The 25,746-nt window shown below is 57.9% G+C and carries 33 protein-coding genes; 16 read left to right on the plus strand and 17 right to left on the minus strand.

Annotated features, from left to right (window positions below):
• Positions 1–54: 54 nt before the first annotated feature.
• The 4 genes from AC2I9W_RS15545 to AC2I9W_RS15560 all read left to right on the plus strand — a co-directional run bounded on the left by AC2I9W_RS15545 (position 55) and on the right by AC2I9W_RS15560 (position 3,046).
• A complete protein-coding gene (locus tag AC2I9W_RS15545; protein ID WP_486410829.1) occupies positions 55–237 on the plus strand; it encodes a CsbD family protein in 183 nt (60 codons plus the stop codon).
• Between the two features lie 755 nt (positions 238–992).
• A complete protein-coding gene (locus AC2I9W_RS15550; RefSeq protein ID WP_486410830.1) occupies positions 993–1,724 on the plus strand; it encodes a hypothetical protein in 732 nt (243 codons plus the stop codon).
• A complete protein-coding gene (locus tag AC2I9W_RS15555) occupies positions 1,721–2,350 on the plus strand; it encodes a hypothetical protein (RefSeq protein WP_486410831.1) in 630 nt (209 codons plus the stop codon). Before AC2I9W_RS15550 ends, AC2I9W_RS15555 begins: the two co-directional genes overlap by 4 nt.
• Positions 2,351–2,353: 3 nt before the next feature.
• On the plus strand, positions 2,354–3,046 hold the full coding sequence (locus AC2I9W_RS15560; RefSeq protein WP_486410832.1) for a hypothetical protein: 693 nt from the start codon (positions 2,354–2,356) through the stop codon (positions 3,044–3,046).
• Between the two features lie 311 nt (positions 3,047–3,357).
• On the opposite strand, the gene AC2I9W_RS15565 is transcribed toward AC2I9W_RS15560, so the two are convergent.
• The 13 genes from AC2I9W_RS15565 to AC2I9W_RS15625 form a co-directional block, all read right to left on the minus strand.
• Positions 3,358–5,214, minus strand: a complete 1,857-nt coding sequence (locus AC2I9W_RS15565; protein WP_486410833.1) for a DNA cytosine methyltransferase — start codon at positions 5,212–5,214, stop codon at positions 3,358–3,360.
• A 57-nt stretch (positions 5,215–5,271) separates the two neighbouring features.
• A complete protein-coding gene (locus tag AC2I9W_RS15570) occupies positions 5,272–5,532 on the minus strand; it encodes a hypothetical protein (RefSeq protein ID WP_486410834.1) in 261 nt (86 codons plus the stop codon).
• Positions 5,526–6,017, minus strand: a complete 492-nt coding sequence (locus tag AC2I9W_RS15575; RefSeq protein ID WP_486410835.1) for a hypothetical protein — start codon at positions 6,015–6,017, stop codon at positions 5,526–5,528. The genes AC2I9W_RS15570 and AC2I9W_RS15575 overlap by 7 nt, the downstream gene beginning before the upstream one ends.
• Positions 6,014–6,178, minus strand: coding sequence for a hypothetical protein (locus AC2I9W_RS15580; RefSeq protein ID WP_486410836.1), 165 nt, complete (start codon positions 6,176–6,178; stop codon positions 6,014–6,016). The genes AC2I9W_RS15575 and AC2I9W_RS15580 overlap by 4 nt, the downstream gene beginning before the upstream one ends.
• A 37-nt stretch (positions 6,179–6,215) precedes the next feature.
• Complete coding sequence (locus tag AC2I9W_RS15585) at positions 6,216–6,545, minus strand: hypothetical protein (RefSeq protein ID WP_486410837.1); 330 nt, start codon at positions 6,543–6,545, stop codon at positions 6,216–6,218.
• 105 nt (positions 6,546–6,650) lie between these two features.
• On the minus strand, positions 6,651–7,337 hold the full coding sequence (locus tag AC2I9W_RS15590; RefSeq protein WP_486410838.1) for a BRO-N domain-containing protein: 687 nt from the start codon (positions 7,335–7,337) through the stop codon (positions 6,651–6,653).
• Positions 7,338–7,664: 327 nt separating this feature from the next.
• Complete coding sequence (locus AC2I9W_RS15595; RefSeq protein WP_486410839.1) at positions 7,665–8,069, minus strand: hypothetical protein; 405 nt, start codon at positions 8,067–8,069, stop codon at positions 7,665–7,667.
• Positions 8,066–8,269 (minus strand): hypothetical protein, encoded by a 204-nt coding sequence (locus AC2I9W_RS15600; RefSeq protein WP_486410840.1) that lies wholly within the window; start codon positions 8,267–8,269, stop codon positions 8,066–8,068. The genes AC2I9W_RS15595 and AC2I9W_RS15600 overlap by 4 nt, the downstream gene beginning before the upstream one ends.
• Positions 8,270–8,412: 143 nt before the next feature.
• Positions 8,413–9,255 (minus strand): DUF2303 family protein, encoded by an 843-nt coding sequence (locus AC2I9W_RS15605; RefSeq protein ID WP_486410841.1) that lies wholly within the window; start codon positions 9,253–9,255, stop codon positions 8,413–8,415.
• Positions 9,256–9,330: 75 nt separating this feature from the next.
• Entirely contained in the window at positions 9,331–9,684 is a 354-nt protein-coding gene (locus tag AC2I9W_RS15610) for a hypothetical protein (RefSeq protein ID WP_486410842.1), read from the minus strand.
• A 192-nt stretch (positions 9,685–9,876) separates the two neighbouring features.
• Positions 9,877–10,011: a hypothetical protein gene (locus AC2I9W_RS15615; RefSeq protein ID WP_486410843.1), complete on the minus strand. Its 135-nt coding sequence runs from the start codon at positions 10,009–10,011 to the stop codon at positions 9,877–9,879.
• Positions 10,012–10,022: 11 nt separating this feature from the next.
• A complete protein-coding gene (locus AC2I9W_RS15620) occupies positions 10,023–10,259 on the minus strand; it encodes a hypothetical protein (protein ID WP_486410844.1) in 237 nt (78 codons plus the stop codon).
• Between the two features lie 15 nt (positions 10,260–10,274).
• On the minus strand, positions 10,275–10,649 hold the full coding sequence (locus tag AC2I9W_RS15625) for a DUF7673 family protein (protein WP_486410845.1): 375 nt from the start codon (positions 10,647–10,649) through the stop codon (positions 10,275–10,277).
• A gap of 120 nt (positions 10,650–10,769) precedes the next feature.
• On the opposite strand from AC2I9W_RS15625, the gene AC2I9W_RS15630 reads away from it, so the two are divergent.
• On the plus strand, positions 10,770–11,000 hold the full coding sequence (locus tag AC2I9W_RS15630) for a hypothetical protein (RefSeq protein WP_486410846.1): 231 nt from the start codon (positions 10,770–10,772) through the stop codon (positions 10,998–11,000).
• A gap of 394 nt (positions 11,001–11,394) precedes the next feature.
• On the opposite strand, the gene AC2I9W_RS15635 is transcribed toward AC2I9W_RS15630, so the two are convergent.
• The 4 genes from AC2I9W_RS15635 to AC2I9W_RS15650 all read right to left on the minus strand — a co-directional run bounded on the left by AC2I9W_RS15635 (position 11,395) and on the right by AC2I9W_RS15650 (position 15,138).
• On the minus strand, positions 11,395–12,117 hold the full coding sequence (locus tag AC2I9W_RS15635; protein WP_486410847.1) for a hypothetical protein: 723 nt from the start codon (positions 12,115–12,117) through the stop codon (positions 11,395–11,397).
• Positions 12,118–12,708: 591 nt separating this feature from the next.
• Positions 12,709–13,587: a hypothetical protein gene (locus tag AC2I9W_RS15640; protein ID WP_486410848.1), complete on the minus strand. Its 879-nt coding sequence runs from the start codon at positions 13,585–13,587 to the stop codon at positions 12,709–12,711.
• 5 nt (positions 13,588–13,592) lie between these two features.
• A complete protein-coding gene (locus AC2I9W_RS15645) occupies positions 13,593–14,480 on the minus strand; it encodes a hypothetical protein (protein WP_486410849.1) in 888 nt (295 codons plus the stop codon).
• Positions 14,481–14,508: 28 nt separating this feature from the next.
• The gene (locus tag AC2I9W_RS15650; RefSeq protein ID WP_486410850.1) at positions 14,509–15,138 is read right to left on the minus strand and encodes a LexA family protein; all 630 of its coding nucleotides are present in this window, start codon (positions 15,136–15,138) and stop codon (positions 14,509–14,511) included.
• Positions 15,139–15,269: 131 nt separating this feature from the next.
• On the opposite strand from AC2I9W_RS15650, the gene AC2I9W_RS15655 reads away from it, so the two are divergent.
• The 11 genes from AC2I9W_RS15655 to AC2I9W_RS15705 all read left to right on the plus strand — a co-directional run bounded on the left by AC2I9W_RS15655 (position 15,270) and on the right by AC2I9W_RS15705 (position 25,647).
• Entirely contained in the window at positions 15,270–15,509 is a 240-nt protein-coding gene (locus AC2I9W_RS15655; protein ID WP_486410851.1) for a helix-turn-helix domain-containing protein, read from the plus strand.
• Positions 15,502–16,008 carry a hypothetical protein gene (locus AC2I9W_RS15660; RefSeq protein ID WP_486410852.1) on the plus strand — a complete coding sequence of 169 codons (507 nt, stop codon included), beginning with the start codon at positions 15,502–15,504 and terminating at the stop codon, positions 16,006–16,008. The genes AC2I9W_RS15655 and AC2I9W_RS15660 overlap by 8 nt, the downstream gene beginning before the upstream one ends.
• 126 nt (positions 16,009–16,134) lie before the next feature.
• Entirely contained in the window at positions 16,135–16,653 is a 519-nt protein-coding gene (locus AC2I9W_RS15665) for a phage regulatory CII family protein (RefSeq protein WP_486410853.1), read from the plus strand.
• A 417-nt stretch (positions 16,654–17,070) separates the two neighbouring features.
• The gene (locus AC2I9W_RS15670; protein WP_486410854.1) at positions 17,071–19,542 is read left to right on the plus strand and encodes a DUF5906 domain-containing protein; all 2,472 of its coding nucleotides are present in this window, start codon (positions 17,071–17,073) and stop codon (positions 19,540–19,542) included.
• 311 nt (positions 19,543–19,853) lie between these two features.
• Positions 19,854–20,114 (plus strand): hypothetical protein, encoded by a 261-nt coding sequence (locus tag AC2I9W_RS15675; RefSeq protein ID WP_486410855.1) that lies wholly within the window; start codon positions 19,854–19,856, stop codon positions 20,112–20,114.
• A complete protein-coding gene (locus tag AC2I9W_RS15680; RefSeq protein WP_486410856.1) occupies positions 20,104–20,922 on the plus strand; it encodes a hypothetical protein in 819 nt (272 codons plus the stop codon). The genes AC2I9W_RS15675 and AC2I9W_RS15680 overlap by 11 nt, the downstream gene beginning before the upstream one ends.
• Entirely contained in the window at positions 20,919–21,524 is a 606-nt protein-coding gene (locus AC2I9W_RS15685) for a hypothetical protein (RefSeq protein ID WP_486410857.1), read from the plus strand. Before AC2I9W_RS15680 ends, AC2I9W_RS15685 begins: the two co-directional genes overlap by 4 nt.
• Positions 21,521–23,461 carry a phage terminase large subunit family protein gene (locus AC2I9W_RS15690; protein ID WP_486410858.1) on the plus strand — a complete coding sequence of 647 codons (1,941 nt, stop codon included), beginning with the start codon at positions 21,521–21,523 and terminating at the stop codon, positions 23,459–23,461. Before AC2I9W_RS15685 ends, AC2I9W_RS15690 begins: the two co-directional genes overlap by 4 nt.
• A complete protein-coding gene (locus AC2I9W_RS15695; protein ID WP_486410859.1) occupies positions 23,458–23,814 on the plus strand; it encodes a Mor transcription activator family protein in 357 nt (118 codons plus the stop codon). The genes AC2I9W_RS15690 and AC2I9W_RS15695 overlap by 4 nt, the downstream gene beginning before the upstream one ends.
• A gap of 68 nt (positions 23,815–23,882) precedes the next feature.
• The gene (locus AC2I9W_RS15700) at positions 23,883–24,101 is read left to right on the plus strand and encodes a phage head-tail joining protein (RefSeq protein WP_486410860.1); all 219 of its coding nucleotides are present in this window, start codon (positions 23,883–23,885) and stop codon (positions 24,099–24,101) included.
• Between the two features lie 10 nt (positions 24,102–24,111).
• Positions 24,112–25,647 (plus strand): phage portal protein, encoded by a 1,536-nt coding sequence (locus AC2I9W_RS15705; RefSeq protein WP_486410861.1) that lies wholly within the window; start codon positions 24,112–24,114, stop codon positions 25,645–25,647.
• Positions 25,648–25,746 lie beyond the last annotated feature (99 nt).

Consider the following 25,746-nt stretch of genomic DNA (forward strand, 5'->3'; position numbering starts at 1 on the left):
CCTACCTTTAAGGCATGGCTGCATGTCGCAGCTTTTGTTTACTAGGAGGCTCTCATGAATACCGATCAAGTCAAAGGTACGTTGAAAGATGCAGCTGGCAAAGTCCAGGAAAAATTTGGCGAACTGATTGATAGTCCAGAGCAGGAGGCCAAAGGTATTGCCAAGCAGGTTGAGGGCACAGCACAAAAGAAGGCTGGTGACCTGAAAGAGGCGGTCGAAGATGCTCGCAAGAAATAACGCAAGAGCCTAAGCTGCTCGTTGCAGGAGCATCTCTCGCAGATTGCAATACTGTTGTCACAGATCTCTGGAAGGATACACATCGCTGGGCTCTGGTTGTAGCACTGAACGATGGCTTGACCCCTGGCGCCAATCCCGAGCCCCAGTCAGATTGACTGGGGCTTTTTTGTGGCTTGTGCAAGTCGCAGGCGGATTGAGTGCATGTGTGGCTTGGGCCGCTCAGGCGGGCTGCGAAGGCAAATGGTAAAATGCCTCAATCGCTCTGCCTGACCCGCGTTAAGAGAAATGCCTGTGCTTTGTCACTGGTGAGTTTCGGTTTCGCAGGTTTATCGCATGACTGGCGCTGCAGTTTGGATGCTGTAGCGCTTTTTTCGTTTATTTCTGCGTTGCTGCTGATGCCTTGTCAAAGGCAGAGTAATGGAGCACGCCTGCTGATGGAGTGGCCTCGATGCCATCGCCGTTTTGCGCATAGAGGCTACTGCCGCTGGAACATCAAATGACTTCAACCAATTCTGAGAGCACGCCGCAGACAACAACTCCTAAGGTGGGGTTCGTGTCGCTGGGCTGCCCCAAGGTCACTTTATTTAACTAGAAAGCGTAGTGTGTAGGCTCCTTGGGTGTATAGATTTGTTGCTTATTGGTGGAAGCTAGGGCATTCGGACGAGTGAGAAAAGCGCTGCTTGCATTACTATCGTGCGGATAGAGGTGACGTCGTTTGATATCGATGTCCGGCACGCATCAACACTGGAGCATTTATGACTTTTTCCTCCCTCGCCGAATGGCAATTGGAGGCAATTCGACTGGTTTTTCTGAGCAACACTCCCATTGGTGCAGCTCAAAAAAATTGGTGGCAAATGGCGATTGGGAGCCCTCCTTCAGCGATCTCGACCCGCCCTGCGCAGATGGAGCACCAGGAAGTAGGTAATTTTGAAGACGCAGAGCTGGCGATGGCAAACAGATTCAACCATGTTGAATGGATGCTTCGTTCCCAGCCGTCGCCTCCCGTCTCAGGCAAACTGCCGAGTCTTGGCAGCGGAGATGGTGCGTTACACCGGATCGATGAGCCTATGCTGCGATGGGTTCAGGAGAGTGGGCTGACCTTTCAGCGCCTTGCCTTCTGTCCTATTTTTTTTCGTCCTGCGGATAACTTGGTTGAAGCAACTCAGGTTGCTGCGAGGTATTTCCCCGGTTTTAACGGTGCTGAGGTTGAGGATCTTGGGGGGCAGTTCAATATCCCCAAACAATCGGAAGCACTGCCAGACGTCAGAATCAATAGGATTCTGAAAATTGCTACTGGACAAGTTCAAACCTTTACCATTGGACCCAGTCCTATTCCTGTGGTTGAGAGTAAATTCGTGACCCGTGTTGAATTGGATTTCAACACTGCATTCCAGCGTTCTGAGCCGATACCGATAGATGTTTTTCCAGCCTTGCTAGCAGAATTGCAAAGAGAAGCTGTCAAGGCTGTATCTGAGGGATTGCTATGATTGGCCATCATTTATCCATGTCAGGCGTGGAGTACGCTAATTTGGTCCCGGCCTCATTTAGCGTTCCGCGTTCGCCAAACTTAATGGACTGGCTATCGATTTCCACCGATAGTGATTCGAATGATTATGTGATTGATCAGATGTTCGATGAAAAAGAATTCGTAAGCTATGCTGACGAAAATATTTCAGCCATCTCAATGCATAATGTGGTCAGTAGTGCATTTCATAATGCAATATCCCAGTCATATGTCTTTAAAATTAACTTTAACTCAATCCGCTTGTCTGAGCTCCGCCCTATTGAGGGTATTTCCTTGCTTGATGCGGTAGAGGCTGCCGACAAAATTGCGGTGTGGGAAAAATCAGGCCAAGAACGTTTGGCTTCATTTTTTGCCGTGTACTTTGTAGAGCGAAGCCATAAGCATTTGGCGTTTGAAGTCATAAACAAGCTTCTCTTACGTTCAGATGTTGATAAGTTGTCTGCATGGTCGCTTGTCGCATTGCTGAGATCCTCCTTTCCTGCTCGTAAATTTCTCCCAGCATGGGAACCATTGTTGGATGCCGTTCGCCGAAAACTTGATGACTCTGGAGAGAATGCAGCGAAAATTCTTAGAGGTCTAAGGCCCTGATCTATGCCAGTTTCGCTACAGGAAATTGAACTCCAACACAAGCAAGATTTGCACCTCAAGATAGCAATCGGAGGTAGTCACGTTACGAGGGTAGAAGGACAGCGTCATCTTGCTTTCGTTGTAGGAAATAATTCTGGTGAGAATTTTCTATATCATCTAGGCTCGCACAATAAATTCAAGTGTGAATTGCTTGTAGAAGGATATGCGGCTAATGATGAGGATTTTCTAGATCCATATTCTGCGAATGCAATAATCGGATTTCTTGCTACGCTGTACGATGAGTCCAAGGGGCGAATTCCTTACAGTATTGAATATTCAGCTGGAGAATATTTCGCTGACTCTGGTGCTCAGCTTAAAACAGAGCATGGGGACGGGCTAACATGTGCTACGTTTGTTCTCGAGGTTCTTAGTCGTTATGGAAATATTGTTCTTGATCGATCGACTTGGCCGCAGGATGATGCTGAAAATGCTAAATGGCAGCAGTGGATAATTAACGCTATTGCGAGAAGTTGTCAAGGGGAACCAATCGATACTTTTTTGGCGCAGGTTAAGAAGATTGGTAATGTCGCACGATTCCGTCCAGAGGAGGTGATGGCTGCTACATGCGAGTTTGAAGATGAGCCACTCACATTTCAGCAAGTTGCTGGGCCTGCTCAACAAGTTGTCGATCAAATGCAACTGCTTGGAATTGGTTAATGATAGGTCGTATATTCGTAGCATGGTGGATTTCGAGTGATATTTAATTAATACAAACAGTCGCGTCTGTTCGGGTAAAAAATGGCTTGTCCTGAAGTTAGGACAGGCCATTTTTTATTTCTTGGGAGGGTGCTCTTTGGATGATTTTCTAAATGGCGATTACACAGTGGGCTTCCCGAGTGATACTCAATGAATACAGTCTAGCGCACATGCGCCAGCCAACAAAAAAGGGCCTGTCCGTAGAAGCGGACAGGCCCTTTTTTGTTGGCTTGGGTGCAACTATTAAATTGTTCTTAATGGTTGACTAGTAATCAGGCAACTTTTTGCAGCTGGCCTGCTTCGCTGTAGTTCGCGTCCACGATCAGCCGCATGGGTAGGGGACTGACGCTGTTTCCAGCCATTCGCACCTGGGCGGTTTTGGTCAGCGGCTTGCCTGCGGCCGTGCGGTCAATCACGTAATCAGGCGGGAAGTCCTGAGCGTTGTAGAGCTCACGCGGCACCAGCATGCGCAGCGTGATGTCCACGATCACCCAGGGCTCGCCCTTGAGCCATACAGTTACCAGTGCCAAGCGGTCCCGCGTGGTGATGGTGGTCATCGGCTCGCTCAGCTCCGCCCACTGGCCGCCGTTGGCGTGGTAGCGCATGAGGAATGCCGCGCAGCGCAGGGCGCCCGCTTCATCGTCCTGGCTCAGCTCGTAGCGCACCAGGGCATGGTGTTCGCCGCCAGCTGTCACTACCGGTACCGGATCGGTCATGGCTTTGCCCGTGCTGCTTCGGCGCAAGGTGGTCAGGTGGGCCACGGCCAGCTGCTGCTGGCTGCCACTGGTGGTGACCGTGGACATGCCGTCGCGCAGATCGCGGGCCGGGGTGGCATTGAAGCCGCCATTGGCCTGCACCATGAACGCTGTAGCCAGGCTCTGGCCGCCGCCGCTGGCAGTCACTGTGCCGATAGGACCGGTAATGTCGTTGGCGCCGTGGCTGCGGCGCTTGGTTGCACCCTGGCCCTCTCCGTGGCCGGCTTGCACGAGGTAGGCTGACGCCACCGCATGCTTGACGCTGCCTGCAACTACAGTGCCGATGGCAGATTGAATATCCAGGGCACGGGGCTCTTGGCTCTGCCGCTCACCGTAGCCCACTTGCACGATGTGCGCAGACATCAACGCAGTCTCGCCACCCTTGGCGGTGGTGATGGTGCGCATCGGGTCTTGTACGCTGTACGAAATGTCCCGAGTGTGGGTGACCGGCGTGAAAGCGCGAGCTGCACCTTCAACAATGAACGGTTCCTTGCTACCCAGCACATACTTCTGCATGCCGTGGGCAATGCGGCGCATGGTGGCCTCGGCCAGATCCTTCTTGCGGCCAAAGATGCTGGTGCCTGGAATGCTCCAGTCGATGCAGTCGGCGGCAGGCTTGTGCGGCTTGAGCTGGCCTACGGGCTTTTTGGCGTGGGTCTTCTCGGGCCAGACAATGGGCATGCCGTCGCGGCGGGCAACCAGATACAGGCGAGTGCGAGTGCTGTGGCAGCCCAGGTCGGCATTGCAGATCACGCGCCACTGCACCTGATAGCCCATATCGCGTAGGCCTTGGATGAAATGGCGCCAGTTGTGGCCCAGGCGTTTTTTGTCGGGCACCAGAAACTGGTTGTTGCGCGGCACGCGCTCGCCTGGGGCGGCCACGCGATAGGTGGCTTTGCCCTTGGCGTCCTTGATCTTGTCCAGGGTGATGACGCGGCCTGTATCCGGGCAGCGCTTGGCGATAAGCGGCGACCACTGCAGCATCTGCTCCACGTTCTCCAGCGTGATCACATCCGGCTGGGCAATGCCGGCCCAGCGGTGGACCACCCAGGCCAGCGAGCGAATCTCGCGGCTGCGCGGCTGGCCGCCCAGCGCCTGGCTGTGGTGGGTGCAGTCCGGGGAGGCGTGCAGCAGGCCCACGGCCTGGCCGCCAGTGGCTTGGCGCGGGCAAATTTCCCACACATCGGCGCGGTAGTGGCGCGTCTGCGGGTGGTTGGCCTCATGCATGCCGATGGCATCAGGGTCGTGGTTGATCGCAATATCAACGTGGCGGCCGATGGCCTGCTCAATGCCCGTGCTGGCACCGCCGCCGCCGGCAAACAGGTCAATCACCAGCTTGGCAGACAATGCCAACACAAATTGAGGGGTAAGCATAGGGCTCCAGAAATTAAAAAGCCCGCTCAGTGGCGGGCTGTGAAAACAGTGGGCTGCTTATGCGGCCTTCTGTATCGGTTGGATCGGATTGCTGATCACGCGCAGAAAGCCTTGGCCCTTGAGCGTGTTGCGCAGGCAGTTGATGACCGCTGCCTCGAATTCGCGCGCGACTTCCGCGCCGATGGCGGCAATGCTGCCGTCCGGGCCGATGATGGCGAGTTGGCCGGGCTGGCCATTGATGGTGACCTGCGGCGGGGTGTGGCTCACGGCCTGGACGCGGATGCCTTCGATGGCTCCAGTGGGTTGTTCACCTAGCATGGTGCAGCTCCTTTTTTGCGCCTGCGCTCCATCGCTGCAAGCACGCGGTTCATGGTCTTTTCTGCTTCGATCATTTGCTGAGGGCTGCTGGCGTCCATGATGGTGCGGGCGTACTGCAGCCCCTCGGCTACAGCGTGCATGCCGGGGCCATCAAATCCCCATTTGCCCGTGCTCTGGTAGCGCTCGCGCAGCTGGTTCATGGCGTCGTGTGATGGCTCAATCAGTTGCGCCAGCTTCTGGTCGATCTCGCAGGCGCGGGCCATGGCCAAGTTGAGCGTCTTGCCCACGCGCACAAAATCGTCTTCTGAGGTGCAACCGTCCTTGAGCCGAGTGAAAGCGTCCCACGTCTGGAAGTGATCGCTGGTTGTCTCGCCCGGCTCGTAAGGACGGCAGTGATTGAGTAAATGCAGCGGGTACAGCGACTGATCTTTGGTGGCCGGCTGGCCTCGCTTGTACTTTAGGGCTCTGCGTTCGGCGCGGTTCATGCGCTAGCTCCCAAGGTCTGCGGTAGTGGAATGCACAGGTTGTAGTGCGCCAGCCAGTGCAGTCCGCAGGGGCTGTAAAAGGGGTAGGGGCAGGCGTCATTGGGGGTCTGGCCTGCTGCGTAGGCCTCGCGTGCCTCGCGCTCCACTGTGGTCTTCAGCATTCTGAAGCGCCCTTTGACGGATTCGCAGTGGTCTTTGTCAGGCACAGGCCGCCTCCCTGCTGCGTGGCGGCACCATGGCGCAGCTGACGATGTTGGCATGTACCTCGCTGCGCGGCGGGCGGCAGTTAAGGGTGTGCACACGGGCGCGCTCCAGTTCTATGACCATGGCAGCACCCGGCACAAGGGCCTGCTGGTGCTCTGTCCAAAAGCGTTGTGCGCTGTGCCCGCTCCATGTGACGCGCCAGGGCTCAGTGTGATGGCTTCCGATGCGGTCATAGACCAGCATCTGCAACTGGAATGCACCGCAAGCTGCGTTGCTGGCCTGCGGTGGTGTGCGGCTGAGAAAAACGGTGCCGGTGTGGCGCATGGTGGCCTCCTTTCTGGAGCGCAAAAAAAGCCCGCACGGCATGCACCGGGCGGGCTGATTTTTAAATGAAATTGGCTATAACGCTTATCTGGTAAGCGCTTGAGGCTATCGAAGTTGAAGCGATTGTTGCGCGTAGCCGTGCTGGGCAGCGCGGGCGCTAGTGCGTTCTGCCATGCGCTGAGTGCAGGCGGCGGCAAGGTTGGCCAAGGTGATGTCGGACACCACCAGATCGGTGCGGATGGCTTTGGCCAGCTGTGCCAGCGTCATCGTCATGGCGCCTTCTTGCAGTGGCACGACTTGCGGCACCAGTGTGTTGCCGCTGCCCGCAAAGCCGAGCAGCAGGCGGGTGAAGTGGGGCGGGGCACCATCTTTAAGCACCGCATCAAACACGGCCTGATACACCTGCGCCGTGGCCGCATGGGCCAGTTGGCGAGCCAGGTCAATGCGGCTGGTGGCCGGTTCTTGCGCTTGCTGGTAGCCGCCGGTCTGGCGAATGCTGGGCAGTACCTCGCTGGTCACCCACTTGGCAAACTTGCGCGCCTCGGGTTTGCGGCTGCGCAGCACCAGGGCGTAGAGGCCGGATTCGCTGATGATGGTTACTTTTTGATCGCCGCCGGGGGTGCGCACAATCTGCGTACCCTTTTCGTCATCGTCTAGATGGCGTGACGCATCAGGTGCATTGCGATAACCAAGCGTTGTTGCAACGTCTGTTGCAACGAACCAAGGTTGTTTGTTATGGGTAACGACTCTGACAGTGTGTGTGCCGAAGTTGAAGGGGGTGATGTCAGCCATTGCGGCCTCCGTGAGTTGTGCGTTTGCTACAACCACCGCCTTTGCTGCTAACCAAATGGCGGTGACTCGAAGGGGTTAGCAGACCGGACAACCCTGCGGCAAACCGGCGAGCCTTGCGGCTCCCCCTCCGAGCCACCATAAAACTGGGGCCACAGACGACAAAGCCGCACGACTGCGGTTCAGGTGCGGCTTTGTTGTCACCGCTAGATTGTTTCAGGCTGCTAAACCCGATCACGCTTTACTGGCGTGACGGGGTGGAGTGTAGCGGAAGCCCCGCCCAGATGCAAAAAAGCCCGCGTGTGCGGGCTTTTTGTTGGAAGGGTGTCACTACTCCGCGTTGTCTGACCTGTCGTTGCGTGCCCGGTAGGCTTGGAATCCCATGCCGCCGGCAAAGGCGACCACCACTTTGATGATGTCCATCACCAGTGCAGTTTGGCCCACATGAATGCAGTAGACCGAAAACGCCAAAATGAAGAAAACAATGATCAGGGCAAAACGCTGTGTGCGGCGCTGTCTAGTGGAAGTCTCTTCGCGCTCATGGCGGCGGTCGCGCTCTTGGGCATCAATCGATTTATCTGCCAGCTTTTGGTTGTGATCGAGCTCGCGCAGCGAGATGTCGGCCTGCTTGAGCTCAAGCGCCAAACGTTGCTCTTGTACCGCGAGGTAGCGATCCAGCGTCTCTTGGGTGGGCTGTATTGCTGGGGCAGGAGGCTTGCCACTCTTAGCATTCATCCGGGCAAGACCTCACGAAGCATGGGAGTGCGGTATTCAACTTCAAAAGAGCCAAAATCATTCGCGCCGATGCGTGGGGGCACGAAGCGTGAGCGAGCAACATTGTGCGCCTGCTCTTTGGCGATACGAACGAAGCGCTGTGCAGACACCCGCTCATGCTTGACAGGTGTCAATTCTATGGAGGTGATGGGCTTTTTCATGGCTCAAATATTAGCATGTTGCTAGGCACCCCTAATAGGGGAGATGAATAGTGCGCAAGTGGAGTGTCTTGAGGGTGGAGGCATCTGGCAAGCGCCCGGCGTGCAGGCGCTTGGCGGATGCCCCTCATGCGAGGGGCGGCGGTTTACTTCTTGCCGTAAGTGCCGATCAGCACGGGCACGTTGTTCTCAACGGCTTCGCGGATGTCGGCGGCAAACTCGGTGGCCATCTCTTCAATGACGGTTTCCCAGGCCATGGGGCGCAGCACCAACATGGGCTTGCCGTCGGTCAGCACGCTCAGGCGCAGCACGAACTCGCGCTCTTTGAGGTCGGGATAGGGCTTGCACTTGAATAGGAAGTGGCTTGGCAGAGTCTCTTCGCTGCTGGCCTTTACGCTCTCAAAAGCAGAGCGCGTTGCGCTGAGCGACTGCTCTTCGTGGTGGATTTTGTTGAGGCCTTCAATCGTGATGCTGCGCACGGCCTGAATGGCTTTGCGGATGTCGATCTCTTGGCCGTCTGCCTGTGCCTTGAGGATGGGGGCCCAGTCTTCCAGCCACTCGGCGGTTTCCTTCTGGTTGCGCTGGCGCTCGATCACCGACTTGAGAGAGGCAAATGCTGCTGTGGCCTTGGGTGCCAGTGCGGCAACATTGGCGCAGTGGCCGGGTGCAGCAGGTGTGCCCAGGTCCAGCACAGCCTTGCCTTGCATCTGGTCAGCATCGACAAAAATGGTGCAGCCATCCTGCTTGTGCAGCTCCACATAAGCCACAAAGTCGTTGATGAAAGGTGTCGTCATCAGGCCAGCAGCACGGCGACGCGTGGGCAGGTAGTTCTCCAGATCGTGCAGCTGGAATCGTTCTGGAAGTGCAACGGCTCCGTTATTGGCGGTCAGGCCTGCAGCAAGGGCTTTGCCTGCTTGGTCAATGACCTTTTCGGGTGCGCTTTGAAAGTGCGCTGTTTGTATTTCGCGTTGAGTGGATGCGTGTTCCATTGAGGTCCTTGGTTACAAAAAATGAAAGCCCGCGAGGCATCGCGCCTGGCGGGCTGGTGGTTGGGTGTGGAAGGCTCAGGCCTTGGTCGGCACGCCGGGGATATTCATCTGGTTGGCGGGCATCAGCGACATCACACCGTTCTTGCCCACATGCATGACGGTCTTGCGCGTGGCTTCCTCGCTGCGCTTGCCGTCGGCGGTGGGGCGCTGAAACTTCAGCGTGTGTGCCACGGTCACTTGATGGGTGCCGGGGATGCGTGACAGGTGCAGCTTGACGGTGACCTCGCCCACCTTGTCGTAATCGACCACGCCCGCGGCGACTTCGCCCAGGGCCACGGACAACATGCGGTCAAACTGGCCGCCGTCCAGGTCGGTGATGAACTCGCTCACATCCGTCTGTGCAGCGCTCGTGTTGGGGACTTGATGCATGGCTTCTCTCTCCAGGGTTGTGGCTTGCGCCGGGTTTAAATTTGATAGCGCGCACCGCACGCTGTTTCTCAGTTTGAAAGTAGTTTTCTATGGAAAGCACTGAGCTGCTTGCGCTGGCTGCTTTGCTTTCCATAGCGCGCAGCAGCCGGCTGCGCTGGTGGTCGTGGTGCTGCATTTGCTGCAGCACGCTGTCTATCGAACGCATCGGCAGCTGATCCCGTGGCCGAGGTGGCCCAGCTCGGCCAGGCCTTGGTCGATGGCTTCTGCTGCGGTGTCTGCGCGGCGCTCTATGGAAAGAGGGCCGCAAGTCAGGATGAAGGTGTGCATGGCCAGTCCTTTCAGAACAGGGGAAGGGTCAAGTGGTTGGTGGTCCCGGCTCGCACGCGGCGCACCTGCATCAGGGCGGGGCGCTTGCGCTGGGGCTTGGGGGTGGCTTCCTCGATGGCCGCCTGGGCCGCGATGCGCTCACGGGCCTTGGCGAAGGTGTCGGCCAGATCGGTGCGCAGGGAGTCGCGGTACACAAATGCCGGGCTGGTGCACGGCACGCTGGGCAGGGTGATACGGGTTGCTTGCATGTTGGTCTCCGGCGGTTAAAACGGGTTGGCCAGCGTGATGGGCGGCACCTTGCTCAGATGGCGTTTTGCGCACTTGCCTTTGAGGTTCCAGCGGTGCGCCAGATGCTCAAAGCGAGGGCCAAAGTCGGTGCGGCCGTACATGGCATTGAGGTGCTCATGCACTTCGCGGGTCAGGTGTGCGTCAAATCGCATCAACGCCAGAGCCATGGCTAGGTGGCGCTCATCCAGCAGGCGCAGATCTGTCAGGTCAAACTGAAAGCGGTGGCCGTTGTAGAGGTTCAGCAGCAGTGCTGCCGCAATGCGTGCTGCGCCATGGCAGTGACCATCGGCAAGGGTGAAAAAGTAGGCGAGGATTCGGCGCGGGTCTTGCTCTTTGGCGGCTTCGCTCATGGTGGTCTCCTGAGGGAAAAGAAAAGCCCGCGCTGTTGATGTGCAGGCGGGCTTGATGACTCGTCACAATTGCGGCTGCAGCAAACGGCTGCAGAGACACAAATCAATAAGGAAGAACAAATGCTTGATGTGACGATGGTGAATGGCAAGGCCAGCGATCAGGCGGCCAACTGGATGCTGGCTGCGGTACGTGAGCTGGATGAGCGCTTTGGCGAGGGATATGCAGAACGCAACCCGGTACTGGTGGCCGCCATGGTGCAGGCCGCATCAGCAGACCAGCACTTTCAGGGTGTCAATGTGCTGGCCTTGGCTGTGCAGGAGTTGGCAGATGCAATGCGTGCCACAAAGTAAATTCCAGCAGGGCCGCAACTGCTTCCATGTGCCGAAAAACGATCGTTTTCGCAGCATTTGTCAATGATCTTGCCGTTAACGGGGTTGATATCGTTTTCAGGCCGGATGCAACGATCTGAGAACTTGCCTGTGCCATCGTTGTAGTGATGCTTGCAGTTGATGCACAGATGGTTTCTGGCCGCTTTGGGGTGCTGTTGATTCATAGTGGCTTTCTCCGGTTAGGGAAAAGAAAAAGCCCACGCAGCTGTCACTGGGTGGGCTTGGGGTGAAAAGAGCCGCTGCCTTTCGGCGATGCCGGGGGAAGTAAATAGGAGGGAGGGCGGAGAGCCCCGGCGCGGCGAAAACGAAAAAGCCCGCGAGACGGTGTCTGGCGGGCTGAACTAGGGTTGATTTTTTAAAGCTCTTTGGGCGCTTTTATTCTTTCGCCATCTTCAAAAATAATCTCTTCGGGAGTGAACGAGGTTTTGTACTTGCCTTCTTCGGCTTCCCAAAGCGCTCTGTGCTCTTTCATAAACTGGTTGTAATCGCGAACACCAGTCCAAGTGTGTGTTTGGCCAGGAAGTATTTTCTCTGTGACAGAAAAATTCACTGAGCCGATCTCTTTGTCAAAAATATCAGTGAAAGTGATGCGCCCGGAAATACCAGCCATGTTTTTTTGTGAATCATTCTGGATTGCAACTACAAAGGCTTGCTGGTCGCTGTATCGGCGGGCGTCATAGTTTTTGGGAATCCTGTCAAGCTTCACAAGTGCAACGGTGGCTGCTGAGTTGATTTTTTTCTGTGCCTCAAGTGCTTCTCTGCGAATTTTTTCTTTCAAGGCAAGCTCTTCTGCTGCTTTGATTTTTTGCTCCTCTTCCCATTTCTTTTGGTTGGAAATGGCATCGCCAATAGTCATTCCCAGAGGTATGCCGTTGCCTTTTGTAAATATTTCAGACATTTTTGCCCTCATCACAAAGGCAGTGAAGGCTTGTCTCTCTTCTTCAGAGAGTTTTTTTACCGATGGTGCTAGCTCTTTGTCCCATTGACTCATGTCAGTGGGAATGATGGTTTCTTGTGGCTTTGAACAGCCTGAAAGTGCAATGACGACAGCTAATGCAATAAATGTGGGTTTAAACATGCTTTCTCCTCCAATTGAGAAGCATAACCAACTATCCGCATTAGCAAACTGTCATTTCTTGATTGAACTTATCAGAGTGCACAAGGTGCTATCAGCCCGATAGCACCTTGCACTCCAACCGTTACCGCGCCACGGCTGGTGTCAGGCGCTGCACACTCGCAGACCTGCGAAGTGCTTAAAGCAGACCACTGCTGTGAGCCTCGACACACGCCGTTCAGGGCATGCCCGGCGTGCTCGGCTCAGGGAGCAGTGATTTACCCGTCTTCGCACAAGGCCTGCAGCGGGTGGGAGCAGATTTCCGATGGCATCGCGACGCTTCTCAGCGGGGCGTGCTGGACACATTTATCCGGTGACGGTGTTAAAGGACCGGGCTGGTGCCCGGTCGATGCCGCGCTGCCCATCGCTTTGTTGTTTGCGATGGGTTGATTGTTCGACAAGGCTAACAAATAGTCAATAGATAAAGCTAACAAACTGTTTGAGTAAGCTATTTTTCTTTGACTCTGTTAGCCCAGAGATGCCGTTTTCTTGGGGAGTGCTGTGGTGTAGATGCAAAAAAGCCCGCGCGGGGCGGGCTGTTTAAGGGTGGGCAGCTTAGATCACAGCGATGTCTTCGAGGATGGCTTTAGTGATATCTCGATCACTTCTAAGAATTTTGAGGTCCGCCTTGTGCTTTTGAATCAGCCACCCGATGCTGTCGATGTCTGTTTGAATGCTTTGCTGGTCTTCTGTTGTGAGAGATGCTGTGCCTTCTGGAGGCTGGAGCAGATACAAAACATTTCTGTGATGTGGGTAGGCCTCGCTGGCCATGCTCATGGCATTCGCGCCACTGGTCAGAGATGCGTTTCGGTGGTATTTGGTTTTGTACCAGGCGGAGACGACAGCCCCGTTCAATTGCTGGTCGCTATCGACCACTTGTAGGTCAATTTGAATGCTTGCGGTATCGAGACTGATGCAGGTTGGCTCGGTGCGCCAAAAATCTGGGGCCTTGTTGGCAAGCTTCAAGTGCCTGGAGAGCAGCTTGCGGACGTTGGTGCGCAAGCTCTGTGTGGCGTGCTGATGGTCTTCTCGATCAGGGCGGTCTGCACCGCGCTCGTGCTTACCGAGGGGCACGATGCGATCAAATAGGTCATCCACCATCTGCTGCTTGCTGCTGCCGCGAATGAACAGGGCAGGGCTTAGCTGAACATTCCAGTTGGCAGGAATGCGTTTGCCCTCGAGCAGGGCATATTCAATTTGATCGGCAAGAAATCTGGCGTTATCTGCGGCATCGGTGTCGTACAGACATTTCAGTCCTGCAAAGTTTTGCAGCAGACGAACGGCGGGCTGATCTCCATCATTCGCATAGAGCACTACGCCAATGTTCAGCCATTCTTGGGCCGAAAGGTCAAGGCACATGCGTATCGCGCACCACTTGCCAGAGGCCCCAAGTCTGGGCTGCGCTGGTTGCGTGGCAGAGATTAGGTCAAACATGTTGCTTAAACGTGGAGGATGCCAAATCGTTTGTGAAGTAGTTCACTCATGAGGTGAGTGCGGGAGCGACTGTACAGAAAGTTAAGCCATTTTGCACTCTGACCGGGTAGGAGACGGCTGCACCAAAACGCCAGTTCAAAAGCGCTGCGCTTAAAGCCCTCCTGCATGATTTGGGCGAACTGTAGGCCGCTTTTGCATCCTTCTGAAGTAACTTTAGGATTGTTTCTGTTGAGAACTAAATAGCTGTGCCGATGAAGCAGGTTGGCGAAGTCAAGTTCAGCTAGGTCGCCAGAATCAGGCAGCACATGCACAGGTAGTCGCTCCTTGTCGTGGCCTAAAAGACCGTGGTCAATCAAGTAGAAGTCATTTGCGCCTTTGCGAAGCAGGTTGAAAGGGTGGCGGTCAGGGTTTGCAACCGCTTCGTCAAAAGCGATCGTGTGGTTTGCATAAGACCAGTCGGCTTGTTCTCTTACCAGGGCATCGGTATCGTAAATGCCTCGCACTGCTGTGCTTGAGATTGCCTCCGTCACAAAGCACATCAAATACCCATTGCTCTCCGCAGGGGGGAGTTGGCCATGCGTGAAAGCAGGCATTTCATTAAGCGCGATGGGGATGAAGAAGGCACGTTCGGCACATGGCAAGCCGTAGCTCTTGGCCAGCAGCCAGCCGGTAACCTCGTTGAGTGTGGCTATCGAGCCGGGCAGGTCTCTGGTGGAAAAGGGTTTGGCAAAGCCTTCAAAGGCGTTGCCATCCGGTGACTGAAACTGGGCGCGAAGAACGGGAGAGACATTTTCATCCTGGCCGTTCGTCCAGTTATACGCAGTGATGAATTGATCTGGCTGATACAGACCGACTTGAAAATGCTGTGGCTGATAGGCAATGGAGATGGTCACAGGAGCAGCAGTTGATTGTTGATTGAGGTCAGCCGTCTTCCCACTTGCCCAGTACCGTGCCCAGCACCTTGAAGGGCTCGCGAATGGGCTCATGCAGAGGGTTTAGGGGTTGCAGCCACTGGCGGCCATCTTCGTTTTTATAGACCTTGAAGGTCACATCATTGCTGTGCAGCAAGCAGGCCACGACACGCTCGCCATTGACGGGGTCGCAGCGTTCCGGGTCCACAAAGATAAAGCAGCCCTCGGGGTAGCTGCGGGTTGCACCGCTGGGGGCTGTCATGCTGTCGCCGCGCACACGCAAGGCAAAGGTCTGAGCGCTGTGGCTGACAGGGCAGTCCATCCAGCGCTCAGCGTCGCTGGCATCAATGGAGCACACGGCCTCGCACCAGTTACCGGCCTGAACCCAGGACACGAGAGGAACCTTCCCGCGTAGGCGTGGGCCGGGCTCAGTGTTGTTGTGATTGGCCACGGCCAGATCTTTGGTGAGTTCTTTGCTGCCAATGCCTTCGGCCAGCCATGCAGGTGAAATTTTTGGCGCGAAGGCCGCGCAGATTTTCTCGGCGTTAGTTCGGCTGATGCTCACAACCTTTTCAGGAGTGTTGAACCAAGCGGAAACAGTTGGTCGACTCACTTCGCACACTTCGGCAATGCGTGCCATGAAGCCTCTCTCCAGTGGTGGAGGGAAAACTTCATTGAGGCGTTCTTGAATTGTGCTCATTAGTCTAGCCTAACTATTTATTTGTTTGCTTGGGCTTGCTTGATTGGTTAGCTTGAGCTAACATTAGGCGCATGAATGTTCATGCAACCAAGGTCATAGAGGTGCTCGGCGGCACGGCTGCAGTGGCGCGTCTGTGCGATGTGCGCATGCCCAGCGTCAGCGACTGGAAGCGCGATGGCATCCCTCGCGCACGAATGATGTTCCTGCGCGCCGCGCATGGCGAGTGCTTGCAGGGCATTGATCTGGCTGCCGCAACGGCTGCTCGTCGAACTTCATCTGTGACCTTCGACAAGGAGGCGGCCCATGGCTGAGTCTTTACCAGTTCCTGGCGAAGGGATCGGGGCCGATTTTTCGGCGGGGTGCAGCCGGGGGGGCAAATTCAATCTGAACGGTGGTATTGCAGGCGCTGCAGATGCACGCACGACCTTGAATGCGCAGGATGCTCTTGTGCTGGCGAATGTCGAGGCACGGCTGACAGAGGAAGTGCGCGGGCTCGTCGCTGCGCTCAACCAGTTCGGCGGACGGGCGCAAACCATAGGCGTAGAAGTCCCCGACGGCGCCCACTTTACAAAGCTGGTAACGAGCTTTCTCGGACTGCTGGGCTTCCAGCTCGCGCACGCGCTCGGCAAGGGTTTGGATAAGCCCATCTTTTTCGATGACGGCGCCGAGTACCTGCGTGAGCTGAATCTGTGCCTGAGTGATTTTGTCCGTGAGATCGATCTGGATGGCCGCCGCTTTCTGGCGGTCGCGTTCATCGACAAGCAGGCGAGCGAGTTGAGCAGCTCCAGTGACGGAGCTGACCAGTGCTGATACGTCCATTTATGCCTTCCCTCCTTGGTGTTGTTGATAACGGTGTGGTAGCCGCCATCGTAACCAAGGCATGGGAGGGCGCCTTTTTGAGTACAGGCCAGCATGGCTTGGTGCATTGAGGTGTTCATGCGATCTAGTGTCTCAGTCGGCCTCGCAGAAAAAAACGGTGAATATGAAGCCGAGGGCAACATCCCGTCAGATACCGATGTCATCGATGCGGCGTATTTGATCGCCCACCACCACCAAGGTGGCGTGCGCGATCTGGCGCTGCGCATGGGTGTGAGTGCCAATGTTCTGCAAAACAAGCTCAACCCCAATAACACCACCCATCACCTGACGCTGCGCGAGTCCATTGCGCTGCAGGTGATGGCGAACAACCCGGCAATCCTGCACGCGATGGCTGCGGAGCTTGGCTACACCTGCACACCCGCCATCCCCGACCAGTCCGGCGGCGATCCTGTCGAAGCCTTTATGGCCATGCAGCGTGAGGTGGGGGAGTTCACCGCTGCCGCAGCTGATGCGCTGCACGGCAATGCCCAGCCCAGCCGCAATGCGTTGCGCCGCGTCAAGCACCAGGCCAATGAGCTGATGGCTGCCGTGGGCCACCTGGTGGCCACGGTCGCAGCCCGTGTACCGAGGGGCTGAGTTTGTTTTCAACGCACACCACACATCAACACCAGCGAGGCCGGGCACTGTCAGCCCGCGTGGCCTGTGGTTTTGTCTCCCCACTGTTTCTCGCTGGTGGTGGTGTGCGTTCTTTCTTTGCCACGGCAATGGCGGCCAACACGCTCAGGGGTGACAGCCTGGGTGCAAGCACTACAAAAGGCATAGCAATGATTGACCGAACACAAGGCCGCGGCGCGTCGCGTCGTGCTTTCCCGTTCCCCGCCCCCCTTCAGGACGGAAGAGGGCAACACGATTTGTCAGTATGTGGGCGCTCGACCCTGAGCGTGCAGGATGGGCAGGGGCAGCAGCCAGGCAGCGGGTCCTCCCTGGCTTTCCTCAAAGCGGGTAATTCGCACCTCGTTGAGTGTGTAGTCAGTGAGGCTGGGAGTTACTGACATGGCCTCGAACTATGACGACGTTCTGAGGCAGCTTCAAGTCGCAGGGCTTGATGTTGACTCCCTGGAGATCGGCCGCCTGCGCCGCTGCCGCACCGAAGACGGTGGGCGCGAGAAGCGCGGCTGGTATCTGCTGCATGAAATTCGCCTGGACAACGGCAACGATCTGATCGTGGGCAGCTACGGCATCTGGCGCGGTGCGGAGAACAATGCTCAGAAGGTTGAGATCAAAAAGAGTGAGGTCAGCCGCGAGCAGGCCGAGGCGCTGCGCAAGCGCCTGGCTGACGATAAGCGCCGGGCCGAGGCGGAGCGTAAGGCTGAGGCCGAGCGTGCCGCAGCCCGTGCAGCCGCTGCCTGGAAGAAATGCACGGCCACGGGCGACAGCGAATACCTGCAGCGCAAGGGTGTGGCGGGCTACGGTGTGCGCTACTCGCCCAGCGGGGCCATGGTCATTCCGCTGCTAGATGCCAACAACAACATCCACGGCCTGCAGATCATCCGCGGCAAGAACCGCAAGCCCGGCACGCAAGAAAAGGAATACTGGCCCGCTGGCCTGATCAAGAAGGGCCGGTTTCACCTGATCGGCATGCCCACGGCGGGCGGCCTGCTGCTGCTGGCCGAGGGCTATGCGACTGCGGCCAGCCTGCATGCCGCAACCGGCTTGCCCGTGGCCGTGGCCTTTGATGCCAACAACCTGGTGCCCGTGGCTGAAGCACTGCGCGCCCGATACAAGGGCATTCGCATCCTGGCCTGCGCCGACGACGACAACACCCAGAAGTGCCATGCCGAGAATGCGGCCGAGACCGAGCGACTGGGCAAGCGCGTGGAGTGCAAGGCCCGAGTCTGGGTGGCCGATGGCCCGAAGTGCCCGCACTGCGGCGAAGACCACAAGGCAGGCAATGCCGGCGTGAGCATGGCCAGCACCTGTGCCATGCAGGTGGGTGGCTCCTGGCTTGCCCCGGCCTTTGCCGACCCTGTAGCCGTGCGCGATGCTTGGCTGAGCAAAGGTGACAAGGCCAACGACTTCAACGACCTGCACCTTGCCGAGGGCCTGCATGTGGTGCGCGACCAGATTGAGGCCCGCCTGCTGGCTATCGGCTGGCGCTCGCGCAGCGCGGCGCAGGCCTTGCCCCGCACACAGGGGGGCGGGGGTGCTGCTGCACTGGCGCCGCTCAAGCCTATCGATAGCCTGGATGAGCTGCTGGAGCGCTATGCGCTGGTGTACGGCCAGGGCGGCGCGGTGTTTGACCATGATGAGCACCGCCTGGTCACGCTGACCGACATGGGCCATATCTGCCTGAGCCGTGACCTGTACCGCACCTGGAGTGAGCACCCGGACCGCATGATCGTGCGCCCGGAGCAGGTGGGCTTTGACCCTGCCGGCACTGACCAAAGCATCACCTGCAATCTGTGGGATGGCTGGCCCACCAAGCCCAAGGCGGGCAGCTGCGAGAAGCTGCTGGACCTGCTGTGGCACATGTGCTCGGCCGAGACCGAAAAAGACGATCTGTATATGTGGGTGCTCAAGTGGTTGGCCTACCCGCTGCAGAACCCCGGCGCCAAGATGAAGTCGACCATCGTCATGCACGGGCCGCAGGGCACGGGCAAGAACATGTTCTTCGAGGCGTACATGGACATCTTCGGCAAGTACGGCTGGACGATCGACCAGAGCGCCATCGAGGATAAGTTCAACGACTGGGCCAGCCGCAAGCTGTTTCTGATCGCTGACGAAGTGGTGGCGCGCTCTGACCTGTACCACGTCAAGAACAAGCTCAAGGCCTTCATCACCGGGGACAAGATTCGCATCAACCCCAAGAACATGGCGGCCTACTACGAGGCCAACCACGTCAACATGGTCTTCCTCTCAAACGAGGCCATGCCGGTGGTGTTGGAAGAGGATGACCGTCGACACGCCGTGATCTGGACGCCCGAAAAGCTCTCGCCCGAGTTTTACAAGGCGGTCAAGGCCGAGATCGATGCCGGTGGTGCGGCCGCGCTGTATGACTTCTTGCTGCAGGTGGATCTGGGTGACTTCACCAACGCGACCAATCCGCCCATGACGGATGCCAAGCGCGAGCTGATCGACCTTAGCCTGGACAGCCCCAGCAAGTTTGCCAAGGCCTTTGAGCGTGGCGATATCCCTTGCTTCCCGGGCAAGACCGAAAAGCAGCCGCTGATGACACCGTGCCTGATGACCGATATCTATGAGGTCTACAAGTGGTGGTGCAGCTCCACCAATGAGAAAGCGCTGCCGCTGCCTCGCTTTTCCAATGCACTGGATCGCAAGCACCGAGCCAGCCTGGGGCGTAAGCGCTATCGGGATGCCAATACCTTGAGCGTCAAGCAAGCTGCCATCTGTCATTTCAGTGGTGGTCATTCGTGCCCCGAAGGGTTGGAAGAGTACGACTGGATTGGTCAGCGGGTGATGGGCTTCAAAAACGCACTGCGTGACCTCAAGGGGGGTGTGGCATGAGCGCGGCTGCGGTGGCTCGTCCTGTTTTGTGCGCTATGTGCGGCAATGTGTGCGGCATGGTGTGCGCTATTAAGTCGTTGATTTTTAAGGGCTGTGCGCTATGTGCGGCATCACCCCTTACGGGGGTGCAGGCGGGCGCGTGCACACACATGCATGCAGGCATGCGCATGTGTGTGCATGTTCATGACGCACATAGCGCACATAGCGCACACCTCATACACATCAATCACTTACGTCATCGTCATGCCGCACACATTGCCGCACACCATGCCGCACACCTCTCTACAACCCCATTTTTGAAAGAAGAAGAGATGGAAGAAGAAAAGAAGAGGGTGATTGCCTGCACGCCTGAGAACGCTGGGCAGATGAAGCGCGTGGTGCAAGGCTGGCCTCAGCTGCATGGCCTGGTGAAGCAGCTGCAGGCTGCTGACCTGTTTCCCGGCATGCGCGCCATGCAAATCACGCTCACAGGCAGCGCAGAGTTCGTGGGCAAGGGGTTGGATGCACTGGACCCTGAAAAGCGCTCTGAGGCCGTTTTGACGAATCAGCAGGAGGTGAGTGATGGAAATTAAACTGAGCGCTCAGGTGGTAGGGCAGGCGCAGCTGCTGGCTCAGCTGCATGGCCTGACGGGGGCCAAGGCGGCAGGGGCGTATGCCAGGGCCCTGAATGACACGGGCTTCGAGATTCGCCGCGCCATGCAAGATGAGATGCGCGCAGTGTTTGATCGCCCTACGGACTATGTACTGCGCAGCCCTAGAGTGCGCATGGCCAAGGCCAGTGATTTGAGCGTGACCATTGAGCCCACCTATATCGGCGGCAAGGGGATCGACCCGCAAAAAATTCTGGATGCCCAGTCCTGGGGTGGGCGCCGGCGTGACAAGCGCAGCGAGGTGGCGCTGCGCCGCGCCGGCATCCTGCCTAACGGCTACCAGACTGCGATCCCTTCCACACCATACCCCGGCACCGATGACGGCAAGGGCAATCTGAAGGGCTCGTTTTTGGTGCAACTGATCAGCTACTTCCAAGCGTCCGGAGAGCAGGGCTACAGCGCCAATATGACGAACAAGCGCAAGGCCTCTATCCACAAAGGCAACAAGCGCACCACAGGTCGCCGCTATTTTGTGGCCTACGGCAAGCTGCGAAGCGGTTCGCGCACCACGGCCAAGGGGGACTTTGACTCGCGCACATCGCACCTGGCCCCGGGCATCTGGGCAGCCAGTGGCACCGGCGGTGTGGACGTGCGCCCCGTGGTGATGTTTGTGAAGGCTGGCCGCTACCAGCCGCGCTTTGAAATGGACAAGGTTGCCAAGCGAGCCGACGCCGAGAACTATCTGGCCCGCCGCATTCGCTTTCGCATTCGGGAGGCGGCAGGCGTATGAGCGAGATCACCACTCCCGAGAGCATGAGCCTGAGCCAGTTCAACAAACACATGGGCTTCAAGGGTCGCTATGTGTACCAGCTGCGCGATGAGGGTCGTCTGGTGCTGGCCGCAGATGGGAAGTCTGTGCTGGTGGCCCAGTCCATCGCTCGCATTCAGGCAACCAGGGACCCCAGCCGCGCGGCCGTGGCTGAGCGCCATGCCCAGACTCGTGGCTACGAAATTGGCGGCACTGAAAATACAGGGGAATGTGGCTCTAACGCAGATGGGGAAAGCGTTGGTAGCTATGATTTTCAAGGCGGAAAAGCCAAGAAAGAGCACTATGCTGCCCTGCGTGAAGAGGCTGCGTATCACAAGGAAATCGGTAACCTGATGGATGCCGATGAGGCCATAGGGGCGTTTGCTGACGCAGGTGCGAAAGTGGCGGCGGTATTGGATGCGGTGCCAGCCACCGTGGGGCCCATGTTGGCGGGGCTTGACCAGGCTGAGGTCATTCGCGTGTTGACTGAGCAGATGGACATTGCCCGCTCTGAGCTGGCGGGCGCCATGAGCAAGCTGGCCGAGGAAATTGCCAGCCGCCGTGCGGGAGGGGGTGAACAGTGAGAGCTCTGAGCAACAAGCTGGCCAAGCCCGAGCGCGCCCTGAGCGCCATGGCCCGTGCGCTGACTCCGCGCAAGCGCCGCACTGTCAGCCAGTGGGCAGACCAGAATCGCGTGCTATCCACCAAGGGCAGCAGCCTGGCCGGGCAGTGGCGCACCAGCCGCAACCCGCCTCTGCAGGAGCCCATGGACGCCTGCAGTGCCAAGGCTGGCGTGCGCGAAGTAGCGCTGATGTTTCCTATCCAGTTCGGCAAGACCGAGGTGGAGGTGAATGCGCTGGGCTATGTGATGACCGAGAACCCCGGCCCTGTCATGGTGTGCCTGCCGGGTGAAGTCAGCATGGACAAGTGGGTCAACCAGAAACTCAACCCGCTGATCGATGAAACACCTCTGGTGCGTGATGCCCTGCGCAGCGTCAGCAGCCGTGACGCCAGCAACACCAAGACCTTCAAGGACTTTGTGGGCGGCCAGCTCTATATCGAGCACGCGGGCAGCCCATCGCGCCTGAAGTCCACCACGGTGCGCTTTTTGCTGGTGGACGAGCTGGACGAGTTCGCCTCCAATCTCAAGGGCGGCGATGACCCGCTGGCCATGCTGGAAGGGCGCACCAGCGCATTCCCAGCCACCAGCTTGCGCGTCTATATCAGCAGCCCCCAGCTCAAGGGACAAAGCCGCATTGAGGACAAGTTCCTGGCTGGCGATCAGCGTCGCTACCATGTGCCTTGCCCGCACTGCGATCACATGCAGCACCTGCAGTGGTCTGGCCTGCAATGGTCGCCCGACTTCAGCCGGGCCTGGTATGTGTGCCAGGAATGCGGCAGCCACATCGATGAGCACCACAAGACGGCCATGATCGCTGCAGGGCGCTGGGTAGCGGGCAACCCCGTCGCACTGCCTGGTCTGCGCAGCTACACCATCAACTGCCTCTATTACCAGTTTGGTCTGGGCCCCACCTGGGCCGAGTTGGCCCGTATGTGGGTCGAAGCGCAGAACGATCCGGCCAAGCTCAAGACCTTCATCAACGACCGGCTGGCCGAGACCTGGGAAGACGCGAGCATGCGCGCCGTGCGCCACAACGCGATTCAGGAGCGGGCAGAGCCTTACCTGTTGCGCACCGCACCGCGAGGCGTACTGTGGGTGACAGCGGGCATTGACTCTCAGGATGACCGGCTGGCGGTGCACCTTACGGGCTGGGGGCGCAATATGTCTTTCTGGGCGCTGGACTATGTGGAGTTGCCCGGAGATCCAGCCGCAGGCGCTGTGTTTGTCGCTCTGGCCGAACTGCTCAACAAGCCGATTCAGTGTGAAGCCGGTTACAGCCTGCCTGTTGAAGCATCGGCAATCGACATGGGTGGCCACCGGGGCGAAGAGGTCAAGCACTGGGTGCGTCAGGCGCTGGTGCGAAGGCCCATGGTGATTCAGGGCGCCATCCCCAATAACGCGCCGGTGCTAGGCAAGCCTCGTCTGCTGGATGTGACCCACGGTGGCCGCACAGACCGAAAGGGCGTGCGCGCCTATTACGTGGGAACGGTGGCAGCCAAGAATTGGCTGTATGGCCGCCTGAGTGTGGATGCCGACCGGGAGCAGTCTGAGCGGCTGACGCACTTCAGCGATGAGCTCGATGGCTTCTATTTCAAGGGGTTGGTCAGCGAGACCTACAACCCCGCCAAAAACCGCTATGAGAAGAAGCGCGGCACTCGTAACGAGCCCTTGGACACATTTGTTTATAGCTTTGCTGCAGGCCATCACCCCGAGCTGCGACTGCATCGCAAGCGCGCTGTGGACTATGAGCTGCGTGAGGCCTACCTGCAATCTTTGATCGGCGGCGCTGACCCTGTGCAGGTCGCGGTGCCAGCCGATGTCCCAGTAAAGCGCAAGCCAGTGCCAGTACGGCCGACCCCCAACCCCTTTGCCTCAGATGAATGGAGTACCCGCTTATGAATAACAACACGATGACAGCTGGCCAGGCGGAAGACTCGGTACTGCAGCTGCAGTACGACCTGGTCGAGATCGCCACAGCAGAGCTGGGCATGCATGAGGTGGAGGCCTCACGCGTGGCAGTGGCGCTGGTATCGGGGCTGCGCAAGCGCTACGGCGGCGAGCGCCTGGGGCGACGCGGCCTCTACATTCCTGCGCCGAGCAAGCAAGAGCGCAATGAGGCCATCCGCCGTGACTTCGACGGCACCAATGCCGATGCAGTCATGAAGCGCCATGGCATCAAGCGCAGCACCTTCTATCGCGTGATTGGAAAGGGCAATGGCATTGGGGTCTGCAGCCCGTCTGCTCCGAAATAGTCCCATCTCTTCCCATGACTTGGGACGCGAAGCCCCGTAGTTTCGCGTCATTCTTTGCAGAGGAACCCATGGCACTGACCCAACAAGACCTTGACGCGCTGGATGAAACCATTGCCAGCGGCACGCTGACCTGCACTTTCAACGGGCGCACGGTCACTTATCAGACAACGGCTGCACTGCTGCAGGCGCGAGCCCATGTGGCCAGCGTGCTCAAGGCGCAGAAAGGGCGTTGTACCTCGTCGTTCTGTGGCACCTCTTATGGGCTGGCAGACTTCAGCAGAGATTGAGAGGCTGCACATGTTCAACCCTATCGACAGCATTACAGCCTGGTTCAATCCGGTGGCGGCAGTGGAGCGGGCCAAGGCCCGCCAGACGCTGGCCCACTATGAGGCTGCAAAGCCTGGTCGCCTGCGCAAGGACCGCAACAAAAACCCCGGACCTAACCAACTGGTAGAGCGCAGCGCTGTGGCCCTGCGCAACCATGCTCGTTACCTGGAGCGCAACCACGACATCACGCGCGGAGTGCTGCGAACCTTGGTCAATAACGTCGTTGGTCCGGGTGGCATTGGTATAGAGCCGCAGCCGCGTAGAGCAGATGGAAGCATTCACACCGAATATGCGGCGGCTCTGCGCGCTTTGCATCGCAAGTGGTGCCGCCGCCCCGAGGTCACGGCCAAAATGCACTGGGCTCAGGCCGAGCGCATGATGGCTTACACATGGCTTCGAGATGGTGAGGGCTTTGCGCAGCAGGTGGTGGGGCCAGCGGCAGGGCTGCAGCACGCCACTGAGGTGCCATTTAGTCTGGAGCTGATGGAGCCGGATTTCATCCCCATGAACTTCTCCGACTTGAGTCGCAACATCCGCCAGGGTGTGCAGCTCAATGCCTGGGGCCGGGCCACGGCTTACCACTGCTTCAAGCGCGACCCGCGCGAGGCTGGGGCTTGGGTCACGCCTTATGATCTCAAGATCGTGCCGGCGGCCAATATGCTGCATGTCTCCACCATGGACCGGCTGCATCAGGTGCGTGGCATCAGCGAGTTTGCCAGCGTGCTCACACGGGTAGAGGATCTCAAAGACTACGAAGAAAGTGAGCGCATCGCCGCCAAGGTGGCTGCCAGCATGGGGGCTTATGTCAAGCGCATCCCTGGGCCAGATGGTTATGAGCCGCCAGATGGCAAGGTGCAGGAGGAGCGACACCTGCGCATGCAGCCGGGCATGATCTTTGACGGCCTGCAGGTGGGTGAAGAGATCGGCATGATCGACACCAATCGCCCTAATCCCAATCTGGTAGCGTGGCGAAGCGGACAGCTGCGCGCCTATGCCGCTGGTGTGGGTGCCAGCTTCAGCAGCATCAGCCGCGACTACAACGGCACCTATAGCGCTCTGCGCCAGGAGCTGGTGGAGCAATGGGTGCACTATGCCGTGCTGACCGATGACTTTGCTGGCCAGTTCAGCCTGCCGGTCTATGAGACCCTGGTGCGTGTGGCGCATCTGTCTGGGGTGCTGCCTATCCCCAAGGATGTGATGCCGGGCACCGAGGCTGAATGCCTACTGGTGGGCCAGCAGATGCCATGGATCGACCCACTCAAGGAAGCCACTGCTTTTGAAAAGCTCACGCAGGCGGGCTTCACCAGTGAGGTGGAGGTGATTCGGCGCCGTGGAGGCAATCCTCGTGAGGTCATGGATCAGATTGCTGAATGGCGCAGGCTGTCAGCTGAGCAGGGACTTCGATTTACCAGCGATGGCGCCAATGCCAGCGCAGTCAAGCCGGAGCAGCCCGATCCAGACCCTGATGCCGAGGAGGGTGTGAATCTCAGAAAGCCGCAGCGCTGAGCTGTAAATAGTCCCATTCCTTCCCATGAAATGGGACGGACAAAACCAGAAACTGCCTGCATTCCGCCAACCCGGCGACAACGAATGCAGGCAGTTTTC

It is taken from the genome of Comamonas sp. FUJ_7 (genome assembly GCF_057369555.1).